This window comes from Pseudomonas sp. RA_15y_Pfl1_P11 (assembly GCF_963970975.1).
GTDB classification, from domain to species: Bacteria; Pseudomonadota; Gammaproteobacteria; order Pseudomonadales; family Pseudomonadaceae; genus Aquipseudomonas; species Aquipseudomonas tritici.
Map to the genome: position 1 here is coordinate 40,366 of NZ_CAXAOY010000004.1, position 19,367 is coordinate 59,732.

Annotated in this window: 14 protein-coding genes; 13 read left to right on the forward strand and 1 reads right to left on the reverse strand. The window is 61.6% G+C overall.

The genetic code is table 11. The features are described 5' to 3' along the window. Window positions 1-6: 6 nt before the first annotated feature. Window positions 7-1,353 carry a type VI secretion system-associated FHA domain protein TagH gene (gene tagH / locus AACY44_RS06025; protein WP_339415068.1) on the reverse strand — a complete coding sequence of 449 codons (1,347 nt, stop codon included), beginning with the start codon at window positions 1,351-1,353 and terminating at the stop codon, window positions 7-9. A 393-nt stretch (window positions 1,354-1,746) separates the two neighbouring features. Between tagH and tssA the strand changes: the two genes are divergently transcribed. The 13 genes from tssA to AACY44_RS06090 all read left to right on the forward strand — a co-directional run bounded on the left by tssA (window position 1,747) and on the right by AACY44_RS06090 (window position 19,365). Next, window positions 1,747-2,766 carry a type VI secretion system protein TssA gene (gene tssA, locus AACY44_RS06030; protein ID WP_339415067.1) on the forward strand — a complete coding sequence of 340 codons (1,020 nt, stop codon included), beginning with the start codon at window positions 1,747-1,749 and terminating at the stop codon, window positions 2,764-2,766. 54 nt (window positions 2,767-2,820) lie between these two features. Continuing rightward, complete coding sequence (gene tssB / locus AACY44_RS06035; protein WP_003231688.1) at window positions 2,821-3,327, forward strand: type VI secretion system contractile sheath small subunit; 507 nt, start codon at window positions 2,821-2,823, stop codon at window positions 3,325-3,327. Between the two features lie 2 nt (window positions 3,328-3,329). Then, window positions 3,330-4,826, forward strand: coding sequence for a type VI secretion system contractile sheath large subunit (gene tssC / locus AACY44_RS06040; protein WP_339415066.1), 1,497 nt, complete (start codon window positions 3,330-3,332; stop codon window positions 4,824-4,826). Window positions 4,827-4,901: 75 nt separating this feature from the next. Then, complete coding sequence (locus tag AACY44_RS06045; RefSeq protein ID WP_034116443.1) at window positions 4,902-5,390, forward strand: Hcp family type VI secretion system effector; 489 nt, start codon at window positions 4,902-4,904, stop codon at window positions 5,388-5,390. A 79-nt stretch (window positions 5,391-5,469) separates the two neighbouring features. Further along, complete coding sequence (locus AACY44_RS06050) at window positions 5,470-5,922, forward strand: type VI secretion system amidase effector protein Tae4 (protein WP_048723566.1); 453 nt, start codon at window positions 5,470-5,472, stop codon at window positions 5,920-5,922. Next, complete coding sequence (locus tag AACY44_RS06055) at window positions 5,922-6,347, forward strand: hypothetical protein (protein WP_048723565.1); 426 nt, start codon at window positions 5,922-5,924, stop codon at window positions 6,345-6,347. The genes AACY44_RS06050 and AACY44_RS06055 overlap by 1 nt, the downstream gene beginning before the upstream one ends. Beyond that, on the forward strand, window positions 6,341-6,856 hold the full coding sequence (gene tssE / locus AACY44_RS06060; RefSeq protein WP_034116446.1) for a type VI secretion system baseplate subunit TssE: 516 nt from the start codon (window positions 6,341-6,343) through the stop codon (window positions 6,854-6,856). Before AACY44_RS06055 ends, tssE begins: the two co-directional genes overlap by 7 nt. After that, window positions 6,853-8,712, forward strand: a complete 1,860-nt coding sequence (gene tssF / locus AACY44_RS06065; RefSeq protein WP_339436644.1) for a type VI secretion system baseplate subunit TssF — start codon at window positions 6,853-6,855, stop codon at window positions 8,710-8,712. Before tssE ends, tssF begins: the two co-directional genes overlap by 4 nt. Next, window positions 8,676-9,719, forward strand: coding sequence for a type VI secretion system baseplate subunit TssG (gene tssG / locus AACY44_RS06070; protein WP_339415064.1), 1,044 nt, complete (start codon window positions 8,676-8,678; stop codon window positions 9,717-9,719). The genes tssF and tssG overlap by 37 nt, the downstream gene beginning before the upstream one ends. Continuing rightward, on the forward strand, window positions 9,712-12,375 hold the full coding sequence (gene tssH, locus AACY44_RS06075) for a type VI secretion system ATPase TssH (protein WP_339428287.1): 2,664 nt from the start codon (window positions 9,712-9,714) through the stop codon (window positions 12,373-12,375). The genes tssG and tssH overlap by 8 nt, the downstream gene beginning before the upstream one ends. Before the next feature lie 156 nt (window positions 12,376-12,531). Further along, window positions 12,532-14,472 (forward strand): type VI secretion system Vgr family protein, encoded by a 1,941-nt coding sequence (locus tag AACY44_RS06080; RefSeq protein WP_339436642.1) that lies wholly within the window; start codon window positions 12,532-12,534, stop codon window positions 14,470-14,472. Between the two features lie 15 nt (window positions 14,473-14,487). Continuing rightward, window positions 14,488-14,922 carry a DcrB-related protein gene (locus tag AACY44_RS06085; protein WP_065880297.1) on the forward strand — a complete coding sequence of 145 codons (435 nt, stop codon included), beginning with the start codon at window positions 14,488-14,490 and terminating at the stop codon, window positions 14,920-14,922. Window positions 14,923-14,934: 12 nt separating this feature from the next. Beyond that, complete coding sequence (locus tag AACY44_RS06090; protein ID WP_339529931.1) at window positions 14,935-19,365, forward strand: RHS repeat-associated core domain-containing protein; 4,431 nt, start codon at window positions 14,935-14,937, stop codon at window positions 19,363-19,365. The last annotated feature ends 2 nt before the right edge of the window (window positions 19,366-19,367 follow it).

Consider the following 19,367-nt stretch of genomic DNA (forward strand, 5'->3'; position numbering starts at 1 on the left):
GCGGGTTTAGCGACGCTGTCGTGCGCTGTGTTCTTCGTAGGCCCGGCTGAATTCGCGGCCGAACAGGTCCTGGAAATCTTCCTGGGCCTCGCGGGAAATATTGCTGTAGAGCTCGGTGAACTGCTGCCAGTACTGGGCCTGGCGCGAGCCGTTGAAAATGCTCGACAACCCGCCGGGCTTGCCCATGCGTTCTTCCAATTGCGCCGGCTCGAAACGGCTGAGCAGGTGCTTGATCGCCGCTTCCACGCCGGCCATCACCGCCAACTGGTGGGCGCGCAGATCGTTGAAACTGTCGCGCACGGCGAGGTCCGGCGCCATAAACGCTTGGTTTCCGTGGCGTAGCAAAAGCAGTAACGCTTCGTCGGCATTCGGGGCGAATTTCAACGGATTGTTTTCAGCAGGCTGGATCATCGTCTGCTGCATGCGGAACTCGCCCTTGAGGCTGGCGCGGGCACGCAACACGTCGATCAGGCCCTCGACCATCAGGCGGTAGCTGCGGCCGATGCTTTCCATCTGGGCTTGCGCTTGGGCCTTGTCGAGGCGTAGCTGATCGAGACCAGCGCCGCGCAGGAAGGCTTGCAGGAGGTCGGGCTGCTGCTGGGTATCGGCCACAGGGACCGGGGGCTCGACCACAGGTGGCGGTTGGATCACCGGAGCAGGTGGTGGAGGCGGTGGTGGTGCACTGGTCACTGGCGCCGGCGCGTCGCCGAACAGGTCCCAATCCTCGGGAATCACCGAGCCCGACAACCCAGGCGTTTCAACCACAGGCGCGGGCACGGCGACGGGCGTCGGCGGGCGGAAGTCATGTTGTTCAGAAGGCACGTGATCCGCCACGGTCGGCGGCGGCACGGCGGAGGGGCCAAGGAAGTCGAACAGGTCCGGCAGGGTGTCCATCGACGAGGCGCCCTGGAACTGGGGTGCAATCGAGGGTGTTGGGATTGGCGTGGGTGTGCTCACCACGGCGCCCATCAGCGCTTCAAAGCTATTCGGTGAGTCACCGGCAAACGGCTGGCTATCGACGGCCTGCACGTTGAAATCGATACGCGCCTGGATCTCGTAATCGCCGATACGGATCAACTCACCATCTTGCAGCGGCTCGCTGTTACCCCGACGCATACGAACGCCCGCTTTAACCAACTCCACACCATTAGTGCTGTTATCGGTTAGGTAGTAACGGCCGTCTTTGTATTGAATAACGCAGTGTTGCGAGGAAACCAGCCGCTCAGGGTCAGGCAATATCCAGTCATTCTCAGAGCTGCGGCCGATAGCCAGCGCACCCTGATTCATGGACTTTTCGGAGCATTGCCCAGGGGTAATCTTGTGATAACTAGTGATAGTCAAACACAGCGACATCTTGCCTCCTTGCTGATACTTCACTCGCGGTCGATTCCCGGAACTGCGCCGCCGGGATATCCCCATCAGGTCGAACAATCGACCCTCTAAAACCTGCCAATGCCAGCATGATCGCTGATCTTAACTGGGTTCTATGACAAAAATTCTGCCCCGGTGCATCACTCGACCCACCAGTCGCGCAGGTTGTTAAGCACCGCACATCTGTCACAGAGGGCGAATAGCTTACCTTGACAAGGCATAACTACTACACCAAAAATGCACAACTTCTTGAACACCAGTAATGGCACATTAATGGCATTGCGCCTATATGACCAAGAAAACATGCAAAGTTCCTCGCACAACTAATGCATGAATTGCCCGCCATCTAACGGGCTGATAGGGAGATCGATTTCAGTGGATGTGCCATTGCTGCTCACCGCCGTTTCTGCCACTTCGCCGTGTGGCGAAGACATGGAATATGACGCGCAATTTTTGCAATTGGAGCGTGATGCCAAGGGCCAACCCGAGCGCAGCATGGGCGACTCGATCCTGCCCGCTGAACCGCCGGAATGGCGCAGCATCCAGCAGCAAAGCCTCGACTTGCTGGCGCGCAGCAAAGACCTGCGCATCACCCATTTCCTGCTGCAAAGCTCCCTTGCCCTGCAGGGCGTGGCTGGCTTAGCCGAAGCCCTGACACTGATCAACGCGTTGCTGCGCGACTACTGGGCCGACCTGCACCCGCGCCTGGATGCCGACGACGATAACGATCCCACCGTACGCATCAACGCCCTCACCGGCTTGACCTGTGACACGAACACTCGCCTGCTGCGCGAAAGCATCCTCACGCGCTCACGCACTTTCGGCCCGGTGAGCCTGCGCGCCGCGCTCAACGCCAGCGGCCTGCTGAGTTTCGCCGATGAACAACTCGGCGCCCAGCAACTCAACGCCGCGTTCCTCGACAGCGACCCCGAGCAACTGCAAGCCACCCGCGACGCCCTGAGTACAGCCCGCGCGGCCTGCGAAGCCATCGAACAGCACGTCAATGATCAGGTCGGTTCCGCCCAGGGCGTGGACCTCAGTGCCTTGAAGCAACCGCTTAAACAGGCGTTGCAGATACTCAATCAAGCGGTGCCCGGCACCGACAGCAGCAGCGAACCCGAGGCCGTCAGTGACGATAATGCCCCCTCGGTCGACTTCGCCGCCGCCCCCGCAGCACCGCGCCCCGCTGGCGATATCGCCAATCGCGACGACGTGTTGCGCAGCCTCGACAAGATCCTTGCGTACTACACCCGGCACGAGCCTTCGAGCCCGCTGCCGGTGCTGTTGAACCGCGCGAAGAATCTGGTGCACGCCGACTTCGCGGCCATCGTGCGCAATCTGATTCCCGACGGCATGTCCCAATTTGAAAACCTGCGCGGCCCGGACGGCGAGTAAGTCGCCCGGCAGTCCAGTAACAACACCGTCGCTCAAGCGACCAGGAGCAGCAACGTGGCGAAGCAAAGTTCTCAGAAATTCATCGCGCGCAACCGCGCGCCTCGAGTGCAGATCGAGTACGACGTCGAGCTTTACGGCGCCGAGAAAAAGGTCCAGCTGCCCTTCGTAATGGGTGTGATGGCCGACCTCGCCGGCAAGCCTGCCGAGCCCTTGGCGGCGGTGGCTGACCGCAAGTTCCTTGAAGTGGACGTCGACAACTTTGACTCGCGCCTCAAGGCCATGCAGCCGCGCGTGGCCTTCCACGTACCGAACGAGCTGACCGGCGAAGGCAACCTGAGCCTGGACATCACCTTCGAAAGCATGGACGACTTCAGCCCGGCTGCTGTGGCGCGCAAAGTCGATTCGCTGAACCAACTGCTTGAAGCCCGCACCCAGCTGGCCAACCTGCTGACCTACATGGACGGCAAGACCGGCGCTGAAGAAATCATCATGAAGGCGATCAAGGACCCGGCATTGCTTCAGGCACTTGCCAGCGCGCCTAAGCCTGCAGGGGACCAGTAATCATGACTGACAATACCGCCCGCGAAGGCTCCCAGATCCTGGGTGCCACCGAAGAAGCCAGCGAGTTCGCGAACCTGCTGCTGCAGGAGTTCAAGCCAAAGACCGAGCGTGCCCGCGAAGCCGTCGAAACGGCCGTGCGCACCCTGGCCGAACAGGCTCTGGCGCAAACCGACCTGGTGTCCAATGACGCGATCAAGTCGATCGAATCGATCATCGCCGCTATCGACGCCAAGCTGACCGCCCAGGTCAACCAGGTCATCCATCACCCGGATTTCCAGCAGCTGGAAAGCGCCTGGCGTGGCCTGCATTACCTGGTCAACAACACCGAGAGCGATGAGCAGCTGAAGATCCGCGTGCTCAACATCTCCAAGCCGGACCTGCACAAGACCCTGAAGAAATTCAAGGGTACCGCGTGGGACCAGAGCCCGATCTTCAAGAAGATGTACGAAGAAGAATACGGCCAGTTCGGCGGCGAACCGTACGGTTGCCTGGTGGGCGACTACTACTTCGACCAGTCGCCTCCCGACGTAGAGCTGCTGGGCGAGCTGTCGAAAGTCTGCGCCGCCATGCACTCCCCGTTCATCGCTGCGGCCTCGCCGACCGTGATGGGCATGGGCTCGTGGCAGGAGCTGTCGAACCCGCGCGACCTGACCAAGATCTTCACCACCCCGGAATACGCGGGCTGGCGCTCGCTGCGTGAATCGGAAGACTCGCGCTACATCGGCCTGACCATGCCGCGCTTCCTGGCACGCCTGCCGTACGGCGCCAAGACCGACCCGGTGGAAGCCTTCGCTTTCGAAGAAAACACCGACGGTGCCGACAGCTCCAAGTACACCTGGGCCAACGCCGCGTACGCGATGGCGGTGAACATCAACCGTTCGTTCAAACACTACGGCTGGTGCTCGCGCATCCGTGGCATCGAGTCCGGCGGCGAAGTGGAAAACCTGCCGGCCCACACGTTCCCGACCGATGACGGTGGCGTGGACATGAAGTGCCCAACCGAAATCGCCATCAGCGACCGCCGTGAAGCGGAACTGGCGAAGAACGGTTTCATGCCGCTGCTGCACAAGAAAAACACCGACTTCGCCGCGTTCATTGGTGCGCAATCGTTGCAGAAACCGGCCGAATACGACGACCCGGACGCCACCGCCAACGCCAACCTGGCGGCGCGCCTGCCGTACCTGTTCGCCACCTGCCGTTTCGCTCACTACTTGAAGTGCATCGTGCGCGACAAGATCGGTTCCTTCAAAGAGAAGGACGAAATGCAGCGCTGGTTGCAGGACTGGATCCTCAACTACGTAGACGGTGACCCGGCGCACTCCACCGAAACCACCAAGGCCCAGCACCCATTGGCTGCCGCCGAAGTGATCGTGGAAGAAGTGGAAGGCAACCCGGGGTACTACAACTCCAAGTTCTACCTGCGCCCGCACTACCAGCTCGAAGGGCTGACCGTGTCGCTGCGCCTGGTATCGAAGCTGCCTTCGGCAAAAAGTGCCTAAGTAACTCGCTCGTTCCCACGCTCCGCGTGGGAACGATCACCCACTTCAGTGGCCCGTGCCACATAGGGAGAAAACATGGCTGTTGATATTTTCATCAAAATCGGCGACATCAAGGGCGAGTCCATGGACAAGGCCCACAAGGACGAAATCGACGTACTGAACTGGAGCTGGGGCATGGCCCAGTCCGGCAACATGCACGTTGGCGGTGGCGGCGGCGCGGGCAAGGTGAATATCCAGGACCTGTCGCTGACCAAGTACGTCGACAAGGCTTCGCCGAACCTGATGATGCACTGCGCCAGCGGCAAGCACATCGACAAGGTCAAGCTGACCGTGCGCAAGGCCGGTGGCGAAAGCCAAGTCGAGTACATGGTAATCAACCTGGAAGAAGTGCTGGTCACGTCCCTGAGCACCGGCGGTTCGGGCACCGATGATCGCCTGACCGAAAACGTCACCCTGAACTTCGCCCAGGTGATGGTCGACTACCAGCCGCAGAAAGCCGACGGCACCAAAGACGGCGGTCCGATCAAGTTTGGCTGGAATATCCGTTCCAACACTAAGCGCTGATCCGATACACCTCTGGCGCCACGCGCCGGAGGTTTGGTGCTTGCTCGCATTCGACCTTTTCCTCTTCGGTATCTGAGTCATGGCCAAACCTTCGTTCATCAATTTGTGGAAAGCGTATTCCGATCTTCTGGTTACGCATCCAAAAGCAGACCCTTGCAATGGTCCCTGGGCCAATCAATGCGCTATCCGCATGAGCCTGGTGCTCAACGCCGAGCTGACCATCAAGGTCAACAAATCTACCTATACCGAGCCCAAGTGTGCCCATGAACACGCCAGGGGTGCCGAGTCGTTGGCTAATTGGCTGTGGAAAAGGCATCTGGGACGACCGGCCATTTTGGGTAACACCGCCGAAGACCGTCGCACGCTGATGGGCAAAACCGGGCTCATCTTTTTCAAGGATTGTTTCCAGCAATCAGGCGAGTCCCTGGATAACCGTACCGGCGACCATATTGATCTATGGAACCGAGGAATAACCCAAACTGGCGATCTCTTTTTCCGCTCCAGAGCTGTCTGGTTTTGGGAGCTCACATAATGAAAAAACCACTACTCACCCTCTGCCTGACCATGAATTTGATCAGTCTGAGCGCTTGCGCCGAACATGCCGAGAATCCAGCGACCGAGGCCGTCTTCGTCGGGCAACAGCTCAAGCTGATTGATGAACAGGGCCAATGCACGCTGGTCAAGCCAGACCAAAACCACATAAAGCTGGACATGGCGTGGCCTTGCAGCTTCAGCCTGGATAGACAGCAAAAACTGCGCGTAGAGACCTTCAACGACATTCCGATTTTTGCGGTCTGGCACAGCGAGCACATGCCTGCGCCGAGCCGCGACTGCCTCAGCAAGATGCAAGCTATTCGTCAGTCTCAAGGGCTGTTTGAAGCGGCCCCCGTTAGTACATTTGCATCCTGCGGCTCGGGTGGCGACCAAAAAATGTATGTGGCGCCCTTTACGTGGTAACCGAAATCGCCACCCGCGACCGTCTGCAACCATCCCTGCTGGACCGGTTGACCGACGATGACCCAACCAACCCCAAGGAAAGCGCCGACAAACGCGTGCTGTCCCTGACCCAATTAAAAGCCTCGGTTCTGCGCGACCTGGCGTGGCTGCTCAACACCACGTCGTTGCTGGATGCCGACGCCACGCTGCACACCCCGGCCGGTACCTCGGTGGTCAATTACGGCCTGCCGGCGCTCGCGGGCAACAGCGTTTCCAGCGTGGACATCAAGGCGCTTGAAGCCCTGATCTACCAGGCCATTGCCACTTTTGAGCCACGCATTTTGCGCCACACCCTGCGCGTCAAAGCCCGCGTCGGCCATGGCGAGATGAACCACAACGCGCTGAGTTTCGAGATCGAAGGCGACCTGTGGGCGCAGCCGGTGCCGTTGCGCCTGTTGCTGCAAACCGACCTGGACCTGGAGTCTGGCCACGTACGTGTGGTCAACGCCGACCAGCGGAGACGCCCATGAACCCGCGCCTGCTGGAGCTGTACAATCAGGAACTGCACCACGTGCGCGAAAGCGCCGCCGAGTTCGCCAAGGAATACCCGAAGATCGCCAGTCGGCTGACCCTGTCCGGTATGGACTGCGCCGACCCGTACGTCGAACGTTTGCTCGAAGGTTTTGCCTACCTCACGGCCCGCGTGCAGCTCAAGCTCGACGCCGAATACCCGACCTTCACCCACAACCTGCTGGAAATCGCCTACCCGCACTACCTGGCACCGACGCCGTCGATGACCGTGGTGCAATTGCAGACCGACCCGGACGAAGGCTCGCTGGCCAGCGGTTTCCCCCTGCCCCGCGACACGGTATTGCGTGCCGCGCTGGGCCGTGAAACCCAGACTTGCTGCGAGTACCGCACCGCCCACCCGGTGACGTTGTGGCCGTTGCAGGTGAGCAACGCCGAGTACTTCGGCAACCCCGCCGCCGTGCTCGGGCGCCTGGTTGCAAGCGAGCCGAAGGCCAAAGCGGGTTTGCGCCTGACTCTGCGCACCGGCGCCGAGTTGCCGTTCAACAGCCTCGACCTGGATAACCTGCCGCTGTACCTCAGTGGTGCCGATGAGCAACCGTTTCGCCTTTACGAACAGCTGCTGGGCAACGCCTGCGCGGTGTTTGCGCGCAAACCCGGCGGCGATTGGGTCGAGCGCCTGCCGCCAGACGCGCTGCGTTCCCGTGGTTTTGACGATGCCGACGCGGCCATGCCGGTGGTTGCCCGTGCGTTCCAGGGCTATCGCCTGCTGCAGGAATACTTCGCCCTGCCCCATCGTTTCCTGTTCGTCGAATTCGCCGAGCTGAGCCGTGCGGTCAAGCGCTGCGACGGTCAGGAGCTGGAACTGATCGTGCTGTTTGATCGCCACGAGCCGAGCCTGGAAGGCAGCGTCGGCCCGGCGCAGTTCCTGCCGTTCTGCACCCCGGCGATCAACCTGTTCCCGAAACGTGTGGACCGTATTCACCTGTCTGACCGCGTCAACGAACACCATGTGATCGCTGACCGCACGCGGCCGATGGATTTCGAGATTCACTCCTTGAGCAGCATCACCGGCCACGGCACCGGGCCGGAGCAGCCGTTTTTGCCGTTCTACGCGGTACGCGATCCATCCCGCTACGGCCGCGACCAGGCCTATTACACGGTGCGCCGTGAGCCGCGAGTGCTGTCCAGCGACCAGCGCCGCAACGGCCCGCGCTCCACTTACGTGGGCAGCGAAACCTTTGTCAGCCTGGTGGACAGCCGGCAGTCGCCCTACCGCCATGACCTGCGCCAACTCGGCGTGACGGCGCTGTGCACCAACCGCGATCTGCCTTTGTTCATGACCGTGGGCAATGGCAAGACCGACTTTACCTTGGCCGACAGCGCGCCAGTATTGGCCGTGCGGTGTGTGGCTGGCCCAAGCCGCCCGCGCCCCAGCCACGCCCACGATGCCAAGGCCTGGCGCCTGATCAGTCAGTTGTCGCTCAATTACCTCTCGCTGAGCGAACAGGGCCAAGGCGCCGGCGCCTTGCGCGAACTGCTGCGCCTGTATGGCGACAGCAACGACGCCGCCCTGCAATTGCAGATCGAAGGCCTGCGCGAAGTCAGCAGCAAAGCCGTGACCCGACGCCTGCCGATGCCCGGCCCGATTGTGTTTGGGCGTGGCCTGGAAATCACCCTGGAATTTGATGAAAACGCGTTTCGCGGCACCGGCGTGTTCCTGCTCGGTGCAGTACTGGAACGCTTCCTGGCACGCTACGTGTCGATCAACAGTTTTACCGAGACGGTGATCCGTACCACCGAACGCGGCGAGATCATGCGATGGAAAGCCAAGCCCGGACGTCGTCCGACCCTGTGAGTACCCTGGATGCGATGCATCAGGAGCCCTGGGAATACGATTTCTTCCAGGCGCTGCGGCGTATCGAGTGTGAATCGCCCGAGCTGCCGCGTCTGGGCCATTCCCTGCGCCTGGCGGATGACCCGCTGCGCCTGGGCCAGCAGGCCGATTGCACCTTCGCCCCGGCCACATTGGCCTCGGTCGATCCGGGTGGCGATGGCAAACCGGCGCGACTCGAGCAGTTCTTCTTTGGCCTCGGCGGCCCCAACGGCCCGCTGCCGCTGCATATCACCGAATACGTGCGCGAGCGCCAGCGCAACAACGCCGACAGCACCAGCAAGCAATTCCTGGATGTGTTCCACCATCGCCTGCTGAGCCTGTTTTACCGGGCCTGGGCGGAGGCACGGCCGACGGTCAGCCACGACCGTCCAGACGATGATTACTGGTCTGCACGCCTGGCGGCTTTGAGCGGGCGCGGTATGCCGAGCCTGCTCAATCAGGGACTCATCCCTGATACGGCGAAGCTGCATTACAGCGGCCACCTGTCGGCGCAAACCCGTTACCCGGACGGTTTGAAGGCGATCCTCGGCGAGTATTTCGGCCTGCCGGTGGAGATAGAAGAATACGTCGGCCAATGGCTGGAACTGCCCGAGCGCAGCCGCGTGGGCGTGAGCGCCCACAGGCTGGGTGTGGACTTTTGCCTGGGCAGCTTCGTGTGGGACCGCCAGCACAAATTCCGTATCCGCCTGGGGCCGCTCAAGCTGGATGACTACATGGGCATGCTGCCCGGCCATCAGCCGTTCAACGAGCTGGTGGCGTGGGTGGCCGAGTACCTGGGCCATGAATTGGACTGGGACCTGAACCTGGTTTTGCAACAACCCGAAGTCCCGGCGCTACAACTCAACGGCCAGTTCCGCCTGGGCTTCAACACCTGGCTCGGTCGCCCTGCGCACGACGCCAACGACCTAATCCTGGCCCGGCATTACGCCGATCAGGCCACCACCTCAAGGAATCCAGAGCATGGGTGAAATCAGTCGCGCCGCACTGTTCGGCAAACTCAACAGCGTGGCCTACAAGGCCATCGAAGCCGCCACCGTGTTCTGCAAGCTGCGGGGCAACCCGTATGTGGAACTGGCTCACTGGTTTCACCAATTGCTGCAACTGCAGGACTCGGACCTGCACCGCATCATCCGCCAGTTCAACGTTGAACCGGCGCGCCTGGCCCGTGACCTGACCGAAGCCCTGGACCGCCTACCGCGTGGCTCGACCTCGATCACTGACTTGTCGTCCCATGTGGAAGAAGCCGTGGAGCGCGGCTGGGTCTACGGCAGCCTGATGTTTGGCGAAAGCCAGGTGCGTACCGGTTACCTGGTGCTGGGTATTTTGAAGACGCCGAGCCTGCGTCATGCGTTGCTGAGCCTATCGTCGGAGTTCGACAAGATCAAAGCCGAAGCCCTGAGCGAGCGTTTTGATGAATACGTCGGCGACTCGCCGGAGAATGCCCTGAGCGCCAGCGATGGCTTCAATGCCGGCGCCGTGCCGGGCGAAGCCAGCGGTGCGATGGCGCCGAGCGCGATGGGCAAGCAGGAAGCGCTCAAACGCTTCACGGTCGACCTGACCGAGCAGGCACGCAGCGGCAAGCTTGACCCTATCGTGGGGCGTGACGAAGAGATCCGCCAACTGGTCGACATCCTGATGCGCCGCCGTCAGAACAACCCAATCCTTACTGGCGAAGCCGGCGTGGGCAAGACCGCCGTGGTCGAAGGTTTCGCCCTGCGTATCGTCGCCGGCGACGTACCGCCTGCACTCAAAGACGTGGAACTGCGCAGCCTCGACGTGGGCCTGCTGCAAGCCGGCGCCAGCATGAAAGGCGAGTTCGAACAGCGCCTGCGCCAGGTCATCGAAGACGTCCAGGCGTCGCCCAAGCCGATCATCCTGTTTATCGACGAAGCCCACACGCTGGTGGGTGCCGGTGGTGCTGCAGGCACTGGCGATGCGGCCAACCTGCTCAAGCCCGCCCTTGCCCGTGGCACCTTGCGTACCGTGGCCGCCACGACTTGGGCCGAGTACAAAAAGCACATCGAGAAAGACCCAGCCCTGACCCGCCGCTTCCAGGTAGTACAGGTTGCCGAGCCGTCGGAAGACAAGGCGCTGCTAATGATGCGTGGCGTGGCTTCGACCATGGAGAAACACCATCAGGTGCAGATCCTCGATGAGGCGCTGGAAGCCTCGGTCAAGCTGTCCCACCGCTACATCCCGGCGCGTCAGTTGCCGGACAAATCCGTGAGCCTGCTGGACACCGCCTGCGCCCGCGTCGCCATCAGCCTGCACGCGGTGCCGGCGGAAGTGGACGACAGCCGCCGTCGCATCGAAGCGCTGGAAACCGAGCTGCAAATCATCGCCCGCGAGCATGCCATCGGCATCGCCATTGGCGCGCGCCAGAGCAACAGCGAAGCCTTGCTGGCCGCAGAACGCGAACGTCTTGCGACCCTGGAAGGCCGCTGGGCCGAAGAGAGAACCCTGGTGGATGAACTCCTCGCCACCCGTGCAACCCTGCGCGAGAAAGCCGGCGCCGTAGACAGTGGCGACGACGCCTTGCGCGAGCAACTGGTCGACCTGCAACAGCGCCTCAGCGCGCTGCAAGGCGAAACCCCGCTGATCCTGCCGACCGTGGACTACCAGGCCGTGGCCTCGGTGGTCGCCGACTGGACTGGCATCCCGGTCGGCCGTATGGCGCGCAACGAACTGGAAACGGTGCTCAACCTCGACCAGCACCTGAAAAAACGCATCATCGGCCAGGACCATGCCCTGCAGATGATCGCCAAGCGCATCCAAACCTCTCGCGCCGGCCTCGACAACCCAAGCAAGCCGATTGGCGTGTTCATGCTGGCCGGCACCTCCGGCGTGGGCAAGACCGAAACCGCGCTGGCGCTGGCCGAAGCTATGTACGGCGGTGAGCAGAACGTCATCACCATTAACATGAGCGAATTCCAGGAAGCCCACACCGTGTCGACCCTCAAGGGCGCGCCACCGGGCTATATCGGCTACGGCGAAGGCGGCGTGCTGACCGAAGCGGTGCGGCGCAAGCCCTACAGCGTGGTGCTGCTGGACGAGGTGGAAAAAGCCCACCCGGACGTGCATGAGATCTTCTTCCAGGTGTTCGACAAGGGCGTGATGGAAGACGGCGAAGGCCGGGTGATCGACTTCAAGAACACCCTGATCCTGCTGACCACCAACGCCGGTACCGAGTTGATTTCCCGGGTGTGCAAAGACCCGGCAAACGTGCCGGAGCCGGAAGAAATCGCCAAGGCCCTGCGCCAGCCGCTGCTGGAGATTTTCCCGCCGGCGCTGCTCGGCCGACTGGTGACGATTCCGTACTACCCGCTGAGCGACGAGATGCTCAAGGCGATCACCCGCCTGCAACTCGACCGCATCAAGAAGCGCGTGGAAAACACCCATAAAGTCGCCTTCGACTACGACGACGAGGTGGTCGACCTGATCGTCTCTCGTTGCACCGAGACCGAAAGCGGTGGACGCATGATCGACACCATCCTGACCAACAGCCTGCTGCCGGACATGAGCCGTGAATTCCTCACGCGCATGCTGGAAGGCAAGGCGTTGGCGGGCGTGAGGATCAGCAGCCGGGATAATGAATTGCACTACGACTTCAGCGACGCAGATTGACCTGACGGAACACGGTCAAAATGTGGGAGCTGGCTTGCCTGCGATAGCGGTGTATCAGTCAACATAAATGTTGAATGTTCAATTGCTATCGTAGGCAAGCCAGCTCCCACATTGGATTCGGTTCCTTCAGTAATCAAGACCTTTACAGGACGCCCAATGCTATTCAACCAAGCCTCACGCCTGGCCAAGATCACCAGCCCTCTCGGGCCGGATGTGCTGCTGCTCAATGAAATGGGCGGCGGTGAAGAGCTGGGCAGGCTGTTCAACTATGAGCTGCAACTGACGTCCCTGGACGCCAACATCGACCTCAACCAGCTGCTCGGCAAACCCATGAGCGTGGGCCTGCAACTGGCGGATGGCGGCGAGCGGCATTTCCACGGCATCGTTGCGCGCTGCAGCCAGAACATCGACCAGGGCCAGTTCGCCAGTTACCAGGTAACGCTGCGCCCGTGGCTGTGGCTGCTCAGCCGCACTTCGGACTGCCGGATTTTCCAGAACCTGAACATCCCGCAGATCATCAAGCAGGTGTTTCGCGACCTCGGTTTTTCCGACTTCGAAGACGCCCTGAGCCGGCCCTACCGCGAGTGGGAATACTGCGTGCAGTACCGCGAGACCAGCTTCGAGTTCGTCAGCCGCTTGATGGAACAGGAAGGCATCTATTACTTCTTCCGCCACGAACAGGACCGCCATGTGCTGGTGCTGGCCGACGCCTATGGCGCCCACACTAGCGTGCCCGGCTACGCGTCGATCCCGTACTACCCCAAGGACGAGCAGCAGCGCGAACGCGACCACATGCACAACTGGCACCTGGCGCACGAAGTGCAGCCGGGCTCGCTGGAGCTCAACGACTACGACTTCCAGCGCCCCAGCGCCAGCATCGACGTGCGCTCGTCCATGCCGCGTCCGCACACCGCCGGCGACTATCCGCTGTACGACTACCCCGGCACCTACGTGCAAAGCGAAGACGGCGAGCACTATGCGCGCACCCGCATCGAAGCCCTGCAAACCCTGCACGAACAGGTCGAGTTCAGCGGCAACGCCCGTGGCCTGGGTTCAGGGCATTTGTTCAGCCTGACCGGCTTCAGTCGCCAGGACCAAAACCGCGAATACCTCATCGTCGGCTGCCGCTACTACATCGTCCAGGAAAGCCTGGAAAGCGGCGGCGGCTCGGGGTCGGCGCAGTTTGAAAGCAGCCTCACCTGCATCGACGCCCAACAAAGCTTCCGCCCACTGGCCAATACGCACCGCCCTGTCGTCAAAGGCCCGCAGACCGCGCTGGTGGTCGGCCCCAAAGGCGAGGAAATCTGGACCGACCAGTACGGCCGGGTGAAGGTGCATTTCTACTGGGACCGTCACGATCAATCCAACGAAAACAGCTCGTGCTGGATTCGTGTGTCGCAATCCTGGGCCGGGAAAAACTGGGGCTCGATGCAGATTCCACGGATCGGCCAGGAAGTGATTGTGAGCTTCCTCGAAGGCGACCCCGACCGGCCGATCATCACCGGCCGGGTGTACAACGCCGAGCAGACGGTGCCTTACGACCTACCGGAGAACGCGACTCAGAGCGGCATGAAGAGTCGATCCAGCAAAGGTGGCACGCCGGCCAACTTCAATGAAATCCGCATGGAGGACAAGAAGGGGTTGGAGCAGTTGTATATCCATGCCGAGCGGAATCAGGACATTGTGGTCGAGGTCGACGAAAGCCATTCCGTGGGGCATGACCGGAATAAGAGCATTGGGCATGACGAGACGGTGACCATCGGCAACAACCGCCTGCGCATCGTCAAGCAGGAAGACATCCTCTCCGTGGGCCAGAGGAAGACCGACAGCATCAGCCAGAGCTACGTCATCGAAGTGGGCGAGAACCTGCGCCTAGTCTGCGGTGAAAGCATTCTGGAGTTGAATGCGAGCGGGCAGATCAACCTCACCGGTGTGCAAATCAGCTTCTACGCCAGCGGCGACGCCGAGTTCAACACCGGCGGCGTGCTGCACCTGAACAACGGCGGCGGCCCAGGTGCCACGCCCGATGGCCAGGGCCAGAAAGGCGCTATCGACGCCAACATTAAAGCCGCGTTCCCCGCGCCTAAAAGCTCCTGACGAGACCTGTTTGCCATGACGTACCGGATCAACGAATTTCAGTTTCAACTGCCCGCCAGTGAGTTGCAGGACGCGACGATCAATATCCTCAAGTTCCCTGAATTGGGGACGTCCCTGATCGTCAGCCGCAGCCTGCTCGCCGAGGGCGAAACCCTGCACAGCAACTTCAATGACCAACTCCAGCGCCTGGAAAAACAGGTGCAGGATTTGCGCTATCAACCGGGTGTGGACGTGCGCCTGGGCGCCGCGCAAGAGGTCGAAGGCATCGAGCTGCGCAGCCAGTTCAACAAGGGCAATGACAAGGTGTTCCAGTACCAACTGGCGCTGGTGTTGCCGGGTACGCGCAAGATGCTTGCGTTGAGTTATGTGAAGGCTGACAAGCTTGGGGACGCCGAGGCGGCGCACTGGTCTACGATCAAGAGCTCGCTCGTGTTCGACGTCCCCCAGTGAAGCGGCCTTTGCATGTCTGACGCACTGCTCTGGGCTGCGCGCCTGGGCGATGGGCTGTCCCACACCTCTGTCATGGCGGACATCCTCGGCGGCGTGCTGGAAGTGGCGGCTAACGTGGCGATTACCGCGCTGGCAACCGCTGCGGTGGTGGCGGCTACCGGCATTACCGTCGCGACCGGTGGACTGGGGGCCTGCGTACTGGGGGCGGTAGTCGGCGTGATCGTCGGCATCGCCATGAGCAAGACCGGTGCCGACAAGGGGTTGAGCGCCATGTGCGAGGGAATCGGCAACGCGCTGTTCCCTCCCTCGGTGATGGCCACAATCCTCAGCGGGTCCACCGACACACTGATCAACGCCTTGCCCGCTGCGCGCGCGGCCGGCGTCGTGCCCTCCCACGTTGCACCTGCGGGCACCGAAACCGAAACAACGCCGCCAGCACCGGAACACAGCGAAGAGCCCGGCTACCTGGACATGGCCAAAGGGTTCTTTGCGCAAATGTGGCGCCCCACCGTCGCCACGCCAGCGCCCGGCGCAGTCCCTAAACCGCTGGACGTGGTGACCTGCACAAAACACCCGCCGATGCCGCCGCAGTTTCTGGCCGAAGGCTCGGAAAAGGTCACGGTCAACGGTCAACCGGCGGTACGCAGCGGTGACCGGAGCACCTGCGACGCCACCGTGGTGTCGTCGGGGCTGATTTCGCCCAATGTGACTATCGGCGGGGGCTCAGTGGTGGTGCGCGAGATCCGCAGCGGCAAGACGCCGGGCGTTGGCCTAGCCGTCACCGCGCTGATGATGCTCAAGGGGGGTAAAGGCAAGTTCCTCAGCAACCTTCCCTGCATGCTGCTGGCAGGCGTCAATTCGTTTGTGGTCAGTCAGGCCATGGGCGCGCTGGCCAACGCCGCCATGGGCTCTTCCAACCCGGTGCACGCGAGCACGGGGGCCAAAGTGCTGGGCGGCCCCGAGGAGCTGGATTTCGCTTTGCCCGGGATCATGCCCATCGACTGGCAGCGCTTCTACAATAGCCGGGATGAACGCCGCGATGGCTTGTTTGGTGCCGGCTGGAGTGTGCCCTATGAAGTCAGCGTGCAGCTGCTGCCTCACCTTGAAGGGGGCGACTACGCGTTGTACATCGACGAGCAGGGTCGACGTATCGACATGGGTTCGATCCCTTTGGGGGGGGCCGTGTTCAGCGCTGGCGAAGGCCTCAGCGTCAAGCGTCACTTGAGCGGCCAGTGGCTGATCGAAAGCGCAGACGGCTTGTACCGACTATTCGATCCGGCGCCACAGGACGCATCGTTGCTACGCCTGAGCCAACTGGGAGATCGCAACGAAAACCGAATCCACCTCGACTATGACGACGATGGTCGCCTGCTGGGCCTGCGTGACACCTTTGGCCTGGTGAGGGTCGAGCTGACGTACGACAACACTTGGCCCCATCGCGTCAGCCGAATCGAACGCCTGTATCCCGACCAACACCGTGAAGTACTGATGCATTACGCCTACGACGCCCGTGGCGACCTGGCCTCTGTACGCCAGTCCGACGGGCACGTGAAGCGCCGTTTTGCCTATGATGCCGGGCAGCGCATGGTCGAGCATCAATTGCCCACCGGCCTTCGTTGCTTCTATCAGTGGGCCAAGATTGAAGACCTTGAATGGCGTGTTGTCCGGCATTGGACGGAGGCCGGGGACACCTACACATTCGACTATGCGTTGGATACAGGCATCACCCGTATCACCGACGGGCTGGCGCGCGTCAGCATTCGACACTGGGATGAGCGACACCAGATCATCGCGTCCACCGATGCACTGGGGCGAACCTGGGCCTTCCGGTGGAATGATGATAGCCAACTGCTGGGCGCAACCGACCCTCTCGGTGGGCATTATCAGTTCAGCTACGACGATGCCGGCAACCTGACTGAGACCCTCGACCCCCTGGGGCGCAGTGAATCGACCTTGTGGCTGGAGCACTGGGCGCTGCCACTGGCGGAGAGCGATGCCGCTGGCAATACCTGGCAGTACGATTACGACTCGCGGGGCAACTGCATTCGCGAAACCGACCCACTGGGCAACCGCACGGTCTATCACTATGACGGACACGGCCAAGTCAGGGAGATCATCGACGCCAGCGGCAAGCGCAAGACCTTGCGCTGGTCCCCACTGGGTCAATTGAGCGAGCACACCGACTGTACGGGCCTTACCACCCGTTTGAGCTACTGCAAGCGAGGCTTGCTGCTGGCCAGTACCGACGCGCTCGGGGAACGCACCAGCTTCAATTATGACGACCAGGGCCGACTGATCAGCAAGCAGTTACCCGATGGGCGCAGCGAGCACTATCAGCGTGACGCCAGCGGCCAGTTGATCGGCTACAGCGACCCTGCCGGCCACACCACGCGCTTCGAGCATTCGTCGAACGGCCAGTTGCGCCAGCGCATCGACGCCCATGGCCGCCGTGTGGAGTTGAGCCATGACGTCTATGGCCGCCTGCACAGCCTGACCAACGAAAATGGTGAGCACTACCGATTCGACTGGGACGACGGTGATCGCCTGACCCTCGAACAGCGCTTGGACGGCTGTCGAAAACGGTACACGTACGACCCGCTGGACAATGTCACACAGGTAGAAACCCTCGCATCGTCCGACGCCGAGCCCGCCATCATTCATGATCTGGAGCGGGATGCAGCAGGCCGGCTGATCGCCAAGCGCACCGTAGATGGTTGCACGACGTACCGCTACGATCAACTCGACCAAGTCACAGCCATCACCTTTACAGGGCACGATGGCGAGCAGCAAACCCTGGGCTTCGGTTATGACGCCCTCGGTCAGCTGACCCTCGAACAAAGCGCCGCCGGTTGCCTGGAGCATCTCTACGACGAATTGGGCAACCTGACCCAGACCCGACTTCCCGACGGCCGCTGGCTCAACCGCCTGCGCTACGGTAGCGGGCACTTGCATCAGGTCAACCTGGATGGGCAGGTCATCAGTGACTTCGAGCGGGACCGTCTGCACCGCGAAGTGCTGCGCACCCAGGGCCGTATCAGTACGCGTAGCGAATATGACCGCAGTGGACGTCTGCGTGCCCGCCAGCGCCGCCAACCGGACCACTCGCTGTTACATCCACCGGTGCAGACACGCTTGGGCTATGACGACAGCGACCAACTGGTCGAACGCTACGACAGCCAGCCCGGCACGGCACACCGCCAATTGCTGCATTACGACGCTACCGGCCGCATTCTGGCTAGCCAGGACAACCTCTTGGGTCAACGGGAAGCCTTCCGCTACGACCCGGCGGCTAACCTGCTGGACGGCTCAGGACAGGTCGCCAACAACCGATTGCTGACCTACCAGGACAAACATTACCGCTATGACGGTTTTGGCCGGATGGTTGAAAAGCGCAGCCTTCGGCGCGGCACCCAACGCTTCAGCTACGACGCGGAGCAACGGCTGGCACAGGTGCACAACGATGACGGTTCCTGGGTCATCATGACCTATGACCCGCTGGGCCGGCGCACCGCCAAGACCACCTACGACCGCAACGGTGTGCAGCGGAGCCAGACACGTTTCACTTGGGACGCGCTGCAACTCGTGCAGGAGCACTGCAATCAGCAGACCAGCCTCTATATCTATGCCGACGAGGGCTACGAACCACTGGCCCGTATCGATGGCACAGGTGACCTTCAAAAAATCCGCTACTACCACAACGACCTCAACGGTTTGCCCGAACGCCTCACCGAGAGCGACGGCCATACGGTGTGGCAAGCGCGCTATGAAGTCTGGGGCAATACCGTCGAGGAAAGCCGAGAACCCTATTTCATCGAAGAACAGAACCTGCGCTTCCAGGGCCAGTATCTAGACCGGGAAACGGGGCTGCACTACAACACTCTGCGCTTTTATGACCCGGATATCGGGCGCTTCACCACACCCGACCCCATCGGTCTGGCCGGCGGCCTGAATCTCTATCAATATGCGCCCAACCCGCTGAGCTGGATTGACCCGCTGGGCCTGATGAAATGCTCCAGCCCACCCAAGGGGCGCAAGGTCAGTCGCACCGTGTATCGGTTCGAGGAACCGGGGCGCATCGGGACCACTTGGCAGGCGCACAAGTGGAATGTGGAGTCCACACACCGCTACACCACCAAAGGCGTCGGCGGGGTGTATGGCGCGAACTCACGGAAAACCGCGCTGGGCGAGGTCACGCACTGGAAGGTCGACCTGTCCAAACGGGTGTTGGTCAGCAAGAAAGTGCAGCTCAACAATGTCTTGGACCTGACCCGCGCCGATGTGCGCAAACAGCTAGGGGTCAGCCTTAAAAGCATCACCGGCTCGAAGTACACCGAGACCCATCAGATCGGCAACTGGGCCAAGGCCAATGGCTATGATGGAATCCTGGCGCCATCGGCACGCAACCCGACTGGCAGCAACTTGATCTCCTTTGCAGGTTTTTGAAC